The 10,112-nt window shown below is 64.5% G+C and carries 10 protein-coding genes and 1 tRNA gene; 7 read left to right on the top strand and 4 right to left on the bottom strand.

Annotation, left to right across the window (positions count from 1 at the left end; genetic code table 11):
- Positions 1–68: 68 nt before the first annotated feature.
- Entirely contained in the window at positions 69–902 is an 834-nt protein-coding gene (locus ACFVSI_RS08945; RefSeq protein WP_387822101.1) for a class I SAM-dependent methyltransferase, read from the top strand.
- 23 nt (positions 903–925) lie between these two features.
- On the opposite strand, the gene ACFVSI_RS08940 is transcribed toward ACFVSI_RS08945, so the two are convergent.
- A complete protein-coding gene (locus ACFVSI_RS08940) occupies positions 926–1,267 on the bottom strand; it encodes a DUF2516 family protein (RefSeq protein WP_387822099.1) in 342 nt (113 codons plus the stop codon).
- Positions 1,268–1,277: 10 nt separating this feature from the next.
- On the bottom strand, positions 1,278–2,462 hold the full coding sequence (locus tag ACFVSI_RS08935; protein ID WP_387822113.1) for a trans-sulfuration enzyme family protein: 1,185 nt from the start codon (positions 2,460–2,462) through the stop codon (positions 1,278–1,280).
- 83 nt (positions 2,463–2,545) lie between these two features.
- On the opposite strand from ACFVSI_RS08935, the gene tmk reads away from it, so the two are divergent.
- The 3 genes from tmk to ACFVSI_RS08920 are packed head-to-tail and all read left to right on the top strand — an operon-like array spanning position 2,546 to position 5,945.
- Complete coding sequence (gene tmk, locus ACFVSI_RS08930) at positions 2,546–3,205, top strand: dTMP kinase (RefSeq protein ID WP_387822096.1); 660 nt, start codon at positions 2,546–2,548, stop codon at positions 3,203–3,205.
- Positions 3,202–4,353, top strand: a complete 1,152-nt coding sequence (locus ACFVSI_RS08925; RefSeq protein ID WP_387822093.1) for a DNA polymerase III subunit delta' — start codon at positions 3,202–3,204, stop codon at positions 4,351–4,353. The genes tmk and ACFVSI_RS08925 overlap by 4 nt, the downstream gene beginning before the upstream one ends.
- A gap of 8 nt (positions 4,354–4,361) precedes the next feature.
- On the top strand, positions 4,362–5,945 hold the full coding sequence (locus tag ACFVSI_RS08920; protein ID WP_387822090.1) for an alpha/beta hydrolase: 1,584 nt from the start codon (positions 4,362–4,364) through the stop codon (positions 5,943–5,945).
- On the opposite strand, the gene ACFVSI_RS08915 is transcribed toward ACFVSI_RS08920, so the two are convergent.
- Positions 5,942–6,673 (bottom strand): HAD family hydrolase, encoded by a 732-nt coding sequence (locus ACFVSI_RS08915; protein WP_387822087.1) that lies wholly within the window; start codon positions 6,671–6,673, stop codon positions 5,942–5,944. The genes ACFVSI_RS08920 and ACFVSI_RS08915 overlap by 4 nt on opposite strands.
- A 212-nt stretch (positions 6,674–6,885) precedes the next feature.
- Between ACFVSI_RS08915 and ACFVSI_RS08910 the strand changes: the two genes are divergently transcribed.
- From ACFVSI_RS08910 to ACFVSI_RS08900, 3 genes are all read left to right on the top strand, one after another.
- Positions 6,886–6,958, top strand: a tRNA-Thr gene (locus ACFVSI_RS08910).
- 256 nt (positions 6,959–7,214) lie between these two features.
- Positions 7,215–8,573 carry a hemolysin family protein gene (locus ACFVSI_RS08905; RefSeq protein WP_144661620.1) on the top strand — a complete coding sequence of 453 codons (1,359 nt, stop codon included), beginning with the start codon at positions 7,215–7,217 and terminating at the stop codon, positions 8,571–8,573.
- Complete coding sequence (locus ACFVSI_RS08900; RefSeq protein WP_387822084.1) at positions 8,566–9,606, top strand: hemolysin family protein; 1,041 nt, start codon at positions 8,566–8,568, stop codon at positions 9,604–9,606. The genes ACFVSI_RS08905 and ACFVSI_RS08900 overlap by 8 nt, the downstream gene beginning before the upstream one ends.
- Positions 9,607–9,686: 80 nt before the next feature.
- On the opposite strand, the gene ACFVSI_RS08895 is transcribed toward ACFVSI_RS08900, so the two are convergent.
- On the bottom strand, positions 9,687–9,869 hold the full coding sequence (locus ACFVSI_RS08895; protein WP_387822081.1) for a YegP family protein: 183 nt from the start codon (positions 9,867–9,869) through the stop codon (positions 9,687–9,689).
- Positions 9,870–10,112 lie beyond the last annotated feature (243 nt).

Below are 10,112 nucleotides of genomic sequence, written 5' to 3'. Positions count from 1 at the left end.
GCTTATGGCCCATCCAACGCCGCGGAAGGGGCCATAAGTGACCCCGCGTTGCACGATAAAGTGGGGCCGTGGTGCAAAAGGCGGAACGGGTGGGCTCTCCCCGCAGCAGGGGCGGCAACGCGGCAGGCAAACCAATTGGCAATAATACCCGCGGCACCACCAACCCCAACCGGATGCGGCGATTGGATCGCTGGCTCGCCGGCCCACAGGCCTGGCGTCTTCGCACCGCCGTCGAGCCCCTTGTAGTGGACCTGGGCTACGGCGCCTCGCCGACCACCGCCGTCGAGCTGTTCGAACGGCTGCAGGCCGTCCGCCCGGACGTAGAGGTGTGCGGAATCGAGATCGAGCCTGAGCGCGTGCGGACAGCGAAGCCGCTGGAGCGGCCTGGGCTGAGCTTCCACGTGGGCGGCTTCGAAGTTCCGGTGCCGGGCAATCCCGTGCTGGTCCGGGCATTCAACGTGCTGCGGCAGTACGAGGAGTCGGACGTACCCGCGATCTGGTCCCTCGTGCAGTCCCGGCTGGCACCGAATGGGCTTTTCATTGACGGCACCTGCGACGAAATAGGCCGCCGCGTCACCTGGGTGGCACTGGACCGGGAACGGCCCTTGAGCCTGAGCTTCTCCGTGCGCTTCGGCAGTTTCGACCTTCCGTCCGAGGTTGCCGAGCGGCTGCCCAAGGCGCTTATTCACCGCAATGTGCCGGGCGAGCCGATCCACGCGTTCCTGCAGGCCATGGACAAAGCCTGGCTGGACGCGGCGCCTTTGGCGTCGTTCGGAAACCGGCAGCGCTGGACAGGGATGTGCCGTTCACTGCGCGACGCCGGATGGCCGCTTCAGGATGGACCGTCGCGGTGGCGCCTGGGTGAACTGACGGTGGCGTGGGATGCGGTGGCGCCGAACTGACGCCGGCTTACCCGGGGGCTGCTCTACCAGGGACCGTAGGGCCCGACGTTGCGGTTTCCGCCACTGCCGGCTTCCCGGACAGCCGGACGGACATCGGCAAGGTAGACGCAAGAAGCCGTAACGGCAGCGATTCCGAAGAGGCTCAGGCTGCTCCCCCCTGTAAGCACGGTCAATGCGCCGATGGCCAAGGCGACACCCGTGAGCGCCAGCCAGAAGGTCTTGGTCCGCTTGGAAGCAGCCACAAACAGGGTGGCCCGGTGGCGCAAGCAATCAACGAAAGCCCACACTTCCAAGGCGAGGGCCACCAACCCCAGGATGAGGTAAACGCCGGCGGTGACGTACGAGATCAAGATTTTTCCGTCCACGCCCTCCAGCCTAACCGTCCAACGCCTTGAGTGCTTGCTCAAGGTCGGACCAAAGGTCTTCCACGTTCTCGATTCCAACGCTCAAGCGGACCAAATTGTCCGGGACGCTGAGCGGCTCGGCGGTGTGCCGCCGTCGTCGTTCGATCAGTGACTCAACCCCACCCAAGGAGGTCGCCGGGAGCCACAGCTGCAGTGCGCGGACCAGTTCGTCCGCGGCATCGGCGCCGGAGCGGTGCTGGTCTCCGGCGAGCTGGATGCAGAGGATGGAGCCGAAGCCCTTCATCTGGGCCTTCGCGCGTTCGTGTCCGGGATCGGCCGGCAGGCCCGGATACCTGATGGCTTCGACGCGGGGGTGGGTGCTGAGCCGTTCGGCGAGCGTTGCTGCCGAGGCCTGCGAGCGCTCGATCCGCAGCGCCAGGGTACGCAGCCCGCGAAGAGCCAGCCAGGCTTCAAACGGACCGGCGATACCGCCGTGGATGATGCGGTGGTGAAGGAGCGTGGCCCTCAGCTCCGGGTTGGATGTCACCAGGGCGCCGAGGACGACGTCCGAATGCCCTGCCAGGTATTTGGTCACCGAGTGAAGCACGACGTCGGAGCCCAGGCTCAGAGGCTGCTGCACCAGGGGTGTGGAGAAAGTATTGTCAGTGACCACGATCGCGCCCGCGGCATGGGCGGCATCGGCCAGGGAACGGATGTCGGCGATGCCGAGCATGGGGTTGGTGGGGCTTTCGAGCCAGAGCAGGTCTGCCTTCCTGCCTTGCTCCGGGCTGATCAGGGCCTTGACCGCTTCAGTGTCCGTGATGTCCACAGTACGGAGTTCAAGGAAGCCCTTCTCCGCCAGTTCAGTGGCCATCACCAAGGAGCCCGCGTAGCTGTGGGTGGGCATCACCACGACGCCCCCTGCCGGCACCAGTGAGAGCGCCGAACTGACCGCAGCCAGGCCTGATGCGTACAGCAGACCAGGGAGCGTGGCGCCTTCCAGTTTTGCCAGCGCGTCCTCGAAGGGGTCCCAGGTGGGGTTCGCGTAGCGGCCATAGCCCCTGTCGCCGTCGCCCAGGCTGCCAGTACCGAAGTATGTGGAGGACAGGACGATGGGCGGATTCACCGGTTCATCGTGGGACCGATCCGGGCGACCGGCAGCAACCACAACGGTTTCAGGCGACAATTCGGCGGCGTGCTGATCGGAAAGGCTCATGGTTTCAGCGTAGTCGCGGGCCATGCTGTGGATGAAAGGCATTACGCGCCTTTGCTGTCAGGGAAGCTCGGTAGGCTAGACGCGTGAGTATTCAGAGCACAGGTCTTTTCATCGCGTTCGAGGGCGGGGACGGAGCGGGCAAGTCCACACAGGCTGCCCGGTTGTCGGACGCCCTCGAATCCCGGGGACTGTCCGTACTGCGCACCCGTGAGCCGGGTGGCACCCCGATCGGCGAGAAATTGCGCTCCCTTGTGCTGGACCACGGGCACGGCACCATCGATGCCCGCACCGAGGCCCTCATGTTCGCTGCGGCCCGGGCGGCCCACGCCCACCAGGTCATCCGCCCTGCCCTGGCCAACGGAACGGTGGTCATCACGGACCGCTATATCGATTCCTCCGTCGCCTATCAGGGCGCGGGCCGCGGCTTGGGAGCAGATTGCGTGTTGTCCCTTAACGAATGGGCCACCGAAGGCCTCCATCCGCACCTGACCGTACTGCTCGACGTCGATCCCGCCGACGGCCGCCAACGCCGCACTGCCGGGGACGCCACCGAGGACCGCCTTGAATCCGAGCCGGACGAATTCCACTCAGCCATCCGCCACGCTTTCCTGGACCTGGCCGGGGCCGCGCCCTCGAGCTATCTGGTCCTGCCTGCCGCCGATGACATCGAGGCACTGGCCGCCCGGATCCTGGAGCGGGTGGAGTCCCTGTTGGGTCACCGAGTTCCCGGCCCCCGCCAGTGAGCGTCTGGGACGACCTCCAGGGGCAGGCTCCCGTTGTCGCGCAGCTGAAGCAGGCGGCGCAGGGCGAGTCCGGCCTCACCCATGCGTGGCTCTTCACCGGTCCCCCGGGCTCCGGACGCTCCAACGCGGCCAAGGCCTTTGCGGCCGCACTTAATTGCGAGCAGGACGACGTCACCCAGCGAGGCTGCGGCGTCTGCGCGGCCTGCCACACCATCCTTGGTGAGACGCACTCGGACGTGACGTTCGTGCGAACAGAGAAAGTCACCATCACCATTGATGAAGCCCGCGAACTCGTTTCCAAAGCCGGCGACCGGCCGGCCACGGGCCGCTGGCGCATCATCGTGGTGGAAGATGCGGACCGCATGGCCGAGCGCACCACCAATGTCCTGCTGAAGGCCATCGAGGAACCAACGCCGCGCACCATCTGGATGCTCTGCGCGCCGTCCCCGGCCGACGTCCTGGTCACCATCCGCTCCCGCTGCCGTCCGGTGAGCCTGCGGCTTCCCCCGGCCGCCGACGTCGCCGACCTCCTGGTGAGGCGCGACGGCGTCGACCGCCAACTCGCGGAGCGGGCCGCACGTGCGGCCCAAAGCCACATCGGCATCGCCCGCCGCTTGGCCCGCGACGCCGACGCCCGGGAGCGCCGTCTGGCGACCGTCCGCATTCCCCTGGGTTTGCGGGGGGTGACCGCTGCCGTGATGATGGCCGAAAAGCTGGTCAAGATCGCCACGGAGGAAGCCAACAGCTCCAACGATGAACGCGATGCCGCCGAGAAGATCGCGTTGCTCGCCAGTCTGGGCGCGCCCGAGTCCGGAACGCTGCCGCCGTCGATGCGCAGCCAGGTCAAGCAGCTCGAGGACGACCAGAAACGGCGTGCCAAGCGCTCCATCACCGACTCGCTGGACCGCACCCTGACCGACCTCTTGTCCTTCTACCGTGACGTGTTGATCATCCAGCTGGGGAACGCCGTTGAACTGGTCAACGTTGAGCTCAGGGGCGAACTGGAAGAATACGCAGGCCGTTCAAACCCGGAAACCACCCTGGCACGGATGGACGCCATCAATAAAGCCCGGGTCCGCATTACCACCACCAACGTGGCGCCGCTGTTGGCGGTCGAGTCCATGGCAACCAGCCTCATCCAGCAATAGGAGAACGCATGACGTCCGCACGACGCCGGCCCGCCGGTAACCCTTCAAGGGACCGGTCCCGTACCCGCGGGTTCGCGGCGATGTGCGTGGCTTTGGCAGCCATGCTGGTCCTCAGCGCCTGCACCGTCCCCTTCCTGCCCGGGCCCGCGGCCAAGCCCTCCACCAGCACGGTGGAACCATCCATCGCGGCGTCGGCGCCCAAGGGCTTGGAGAAGTTCTACTCGCAGTCAGTGGAATGGAGCTCCTGCGGGGACGGTCTCCAATGCGGCAAGGTCCGTGTCCCGATGGATTACTCCCAGCCAGGTTCCGAGGAAATCTCCCTGGCGGCGATCAAGCTGCCCAGCACCGGGAAGAAGAAGGGCTCCGTCCTGGTCAACCCCGGCGGCCCCGGCGGCTCGGGCGTTGACTTCATCAAGGATGCGGGCACCACCCACTTCACGGAGAAACTTCGGAACAACTACGACGTAGTGGGCTTCGACCCCCGCGGCGTCAAGGATTCTGCCCCCGTAAAGTGCATGACCGACGCCGAACGCGATGCCGCCCGGGAAAAAGTGTTCCGGAAGAACACGGATGAAGGTCTGGCGGCGGCCATAGCCTTCAACAAGTCCTTCGCCGAGCAGTGCGCCCAACAAACCGGTCCTGTCCTGGGACACATCGACACCGTCAGTGCCGCGAAGGACCTGGACATCCTGCGCGCCGTGGTCAACGACGCCAAGCTCAACTACCTGGGGTTCTCCTATGGAACGTTCCTGGGCTCGACCTACGCTTCGCTCTTCCCCGACAACGTCGGCCGCTTGGTTCTTGACGGGGCGGTGGACCCGTCCATCAGCAACGAACAGCTGACCGCCGGCCAGGCCCGCGCATTCGAAAAAGCCATCCACACCTATGTGGCGAGCTGCCAGAAACAGAACCAGTGCCCCATGAGCGGCTCCGTGGACAACGGAGTGCAGGAAATCAGGGACCTCATCAGCGCCGTGGACCAGAATCCGCAAACCGCCAAGGACGGCCGGCTGGTCACCGGAAACGACTTCGTCAACGGCCTCATCCTGCCGCTCTACAACGACCAGAGCTGGCCGGCGCTGACCCAGGCCCTGGACAGCGCCTTCTCCGGCGACGTTTCGCAGATGATGCGGCTCGCCGACCTCGGGGCGGACCGTGAGCCCAACGGCACATACAGCTCCAACTCGGCATTCGCCTTCCAGGCCATCAACTGCCTCGACTACCCGATGGTCATGGACACCGCAGGCATGCGCGCCGAGGAGGCCCGGCTTCTGCAGGAGTCCCCCACCTTCGGCGCATTCTTCGCCTACGGTGGTGTGAACTGCAAGGATTGGCCGTACCCGAACACCCGCACGCCGGCGCCCGTCAAGTACAGCGGCGACGCTCCCATCGTGGTGGTCGGCACCACCGGTGACCCCGCCACTCCCCTGGAATGGTCCCAGTCGCTGCGCAAACAGCTGGAGAACGCATCCCTGGTTACGTGGGAGGGCGAGGGGCACACGGCCTACGGCCGCTCGAACTCCTGCGTCAGCAACGCCGTCGACGATTACTTTGTTGACGGGAAGCTGCCGCAGGACGGCCTCACCTGCTAGAGGTGCCTGGCTTCGCGCTTCTCCACCAGGAGCGGGAGCTGCTTGATGGAATCGACGACGGCGGTGGCGCCGGCCGCGCGAAGGGTCGCCTCCGAGTGTGAGCCGGTCAGCACGCCCGCGATAAGTGATGCCCCGGAGCGGACGCCCGAAAGCATGTCCGAGCTGGTGTCGCCGACCACCGCGACTTCCCGCACGTCATCCAGATCAAGCGCGAGCACGGCGGTGAGGATCATGTCCGGGTACGGCCGCCCCCTGCCTGCATCCGCCGGACACAGGCTGAGGTCAGCCAGGCCCATCCACCCCAGGGATTCGAGCACCATGTTCTGGGTGTGGCGGCCGAACCCCGTGGCCAGGCAGATCTGCATGCCGGACTCGCGCATCCACAAGATGGCGTCCTCCGCCCCCGGGATGGCACGGACGCCGCCGTCTTCGATGAGTTCGTCATATGCCTGCTCAAACACTTTGTTGGCACTGGCGGCCACTGCCGGGTCCTCGAAGAGATGGCTGAAAACGGTCATCTTGGAGAACCCCATGGTGTCCCGGGCGTAGCCGAGCATGCTTTCAAACCGGCCGCTGCCTGGCTCGATGCCGTGTTCGGCCAGGGCCCGGGACATGGCCCGTTCGGTCCGGCCGTCATCGGTGATGGTGGTTCCCACCATGTCCACAACTGCCAGCCGCAGCCGGCTGGGTGTGGTGTGGGCGTCCCTGGTCAGTGCGTCCCCGGTCATTGAGCGGCTCCTTCTGCTGGTGGTGCGGCGCCAAGACGCCACAGGTGATTCCCCAGCTTCAGGCGACCGGGAAACGGACGACTGAACCCGGTCCGACGCCCGGGTGAACATCCCCGCAACGGAGGACCCTGCGCTCGTTTTGACCGGGGCGCGGTGCCTCTATTACAGTTATGTCTTGCGTGATTGGCCGGGAAACCGGCGATGGACGCGGTGCTTCCTTAGCTCAGTCGGTAGAGCGTTTCACTCGTAATGAAAAGGTCATCAGTTCGATTCTGATAGGAAGCTCGGTTGAACCCCCGGAGATCTGCGGATTTCCGGGGGTTCTATTTTTTTGGTCATACACCCAGGCATCATGCCAGCGGGCCCTTCAACGATCCGCTCCTCCCGCGAGTTCCGGTTTCTGCCTGCGGCGCACATCGGCCCGGGAGGGTAGTGCCGCCCCGTAGAATTGTTGACATTATGGATGACCCTCCTTCACATATGCCCAGGCCCCTCTGCTCATTGACCGGATTGCCGGTTTCCACGGGAGAGGGGCGCCCGAATGTATGAGTGGATCATGCTCGGCATAGGCCTCGTCCTGACTGTCGGCACCGGATTCTTTGTCGCCTCGGAATTCGCACTGGTCAACCTGGACCGTGCTGAACTCGAGGCCCGCCAAGCCCGCGGCGAAAAGCGGCTGGGGCCAACCATCAAGGCCCTCAAAATCACCTCTACGCACCTCTCCGGCGCGCAACTCGGTATCACTTTGACCACGTTGCTCACCGGATACACCTTTGAGCCTGCCATCAGCAGCATGCTCAGCGGACCCCTGCAGTCTTTGGGCCTGCCCGCAGCTTTGGTTCCCGGAGTCGGAGCCGTGGTGGGCATCTTCGTGGCAACCGTGTTCTCCATGGTGATCGGCGAGCTCGTTCCCAAGAACTTCGCGCTGGCCCTGCCGTTGGCAACTGCCAAGGTGGTAGTCCCCTTCCAGGCTCTGTTCACGGCTGTTTTTAAGCCGGCGATCCTGCTGTTCAACAACACCGCCAATAAGATCATCCGTTCCTTCGGCATCGAACCGAAGGAGGAGCTCTCCGGCGCCCGCTCGGCAGAAGAACTGTCATCGCTGGTACGCCGTTCCGCGACGGAGGGACTGCTGGACCAGGACCACGCCGAGTTGCTGAACAGGACCCTGCGCTTCTCCGAGCACACCGCCGGTGACGTCATGACTCCTCGTGTCCGGATGGTTGCCGTGGATGCTGATGACACGGCGGCGGAAATCGTTGCCCTCGCATCAGCTACCGGATTCTCGCGCTTCCCGGTGATTGGCCGGGACCGGGACGAGGTGCTGGGTGTGCTGCACGTGAAGCAGGCCTTCGCCGTGCCACTGGAACAGCGTGAAGCAGTGACCGCCACGGAATTGATGACCCAACCGCTGTATGTTCCGGAATCCAAGGACGTCGACTCTTTGCTGGTTCTTCTGCGCAAGCAGGGCCTGCAGGTGGCCATCGTCTCGGACGAACACGGCGGAACTGCGGGGATCGTCACACTCGAAGACCTGGTGGAAGAAATCGTGGGCGAACTTGAGGACGAACATGACCGTGCCCGCGCCGGCGTGGTCCGTGTTGGCCGCTCCATCACCTTTGATGCCTCATTGCGTCCCGATGAACTGCTGGACCGCACCGGCATTGTTGTTCCTGAGGGCGAGGAATACGATACCGTCGCCGGTTTCATGTCCGACCAGTTGGACCGTGTACCGGAGCTCGGCGACGAAGTTGCCATCTCCGGTGGTGTCCTTCGCGTGGAACGCGTAGCAGGAGCCCAGTTGGGACGTATCCGCTTCACGCCGGATCCCGACGCGGAAACAACCAGCACCCACGACCAGATCGTTGACAAGATTTCCGAGGAGCTCGGCCATGAGTGAGTACCTTCCAGGCATTATCTGGCTGGTCATCCTGCTGGTAGTCAACGCCTTCTTCGTTGGGGCTGAGTTCGCTGTGATCTCGGCCCGTCGTTCGCAGATCGAGCCCAAAGCCGAGGCTGGCAGCAAGGCCGCCAAGACGACACTGTGGGCCATGGAGCACGCCACCCTCATGCTGGCGACCAGTCAGCTGGGCATCACCGTGTGTTCCTTGGTGATCCTTAACGTCTCCGAACCTGCCATCCATCACCTGCTGGAGATTCCGCTTGGCCTGACGTCACTCCCGGCAGAAGCCATTGGCATCATCGCGTTCGTGGTGGCTTTGCTGCTGGTGACGTTCCTGCACGTGGTCGTGGGCGAGATGGTCCCGAAGAACATCTCCTTCTCCGTCCCGACCCGGGCAGCCCTGATCCTCGCTCCCCCGCTGGTGCTGGTGGCCAGGATCTTCAAGCCGGTGATCTGGACCCTGAACGGGATCGCCAACTCTGTGCTCCGCCTCTTCCGGGTGGAACCCAAGGACGAGGCCACCAGCGCCTACACACTGGACGAAGTGGCCAACATCGTTGAGCAGTCCACCCGCGTGGGCACGCTGAATGACACCAGTGGAACGTTGACCGCCGCATTCGAGTTCACGGCCAAGACCGTGGGCGACGTCGAAGTGCCGATCGCCGAGATGGTGCTCCTGCCTGCCACGTCTACACCGGCCGACATCCAGCGGACGGTCGCGGAGCACGGCTACTCCCGGTACATCCTCACCGACGCGAACGGGGAGCCATCGGGGTACCTCCACTTGAAGGACGTCATGGATCTGACGACGCCGGAGAAGTTCAACAGGCCGGTGCCTGAGAAGCGGATCCGCCGCCTTGCCTCGGTATACGTGGGAAGTGAACTTGAGGACGCTTTGGCTTCCATGCGCCGCAGCGGTTCGCACGTTGCCCGCGTTTTCAACGCCGAGGGCGTCACCACCGGCATGTTGTTCCTTGAGGACATCATCGAAGAGCTGGTCGGTGAAGTGCAGGACGTGACCAGCGCCTGATAGCGCAGTGAAGCCCCGTGCCCACCAGGGAGCACGGGGCTTCACTGCTTTAACCGGCCGAAAGCAGGTCCGGCATTCGCTTACGACTCAGTCAAGTCCACAACGGCCGATCCCGCATTCGTTTTAACCGACTCGATGCCCTTTTTGGCAGCTGCTTTGGTGGTGTAGGACTCACCGGTGGCGATGACCTCACCGTTGGCGGCTTTGAGCCGGAAACGGTATCCCCCTGAGCTGTCTTTGTAAATTTCGAACTTACCTGCCATTGCCGTGCTCCTCCTTGTAGCTGCCGGTCTGGGCCGGCCTATCAGGGAACTGCTCAACGAGGTCATCGTAGCGCCCTGCCCCCGTTCCCTGGCTGAAACGCCGCGCGTTCATTCTTCGCCAGCATTCAGTCGGCCCGCACCCACCCACTTGTGGGGCCCGCTCTGCGCCCCAAGACCGCCCAAAAGCACGCAGAGCGGGCCACACAACACGCACCCACCCGCTTGTGGGGCCCGCTTTGCGCC

Source organism: Paenarthrobacter sp. NPDC057981 (assembly GCF_042886835.1).
Taxonomy (GTDB): Bacteria; Actinomycetota; Actinomycetes; order Actinomycetales; family Micrococcaceae; genus Arthrobacter.
The sequence above is the reverse complement of the archived record's forward strand: the minus strand, read 5'-3'. Positions and strand labels throughout refer to the sequence as shown.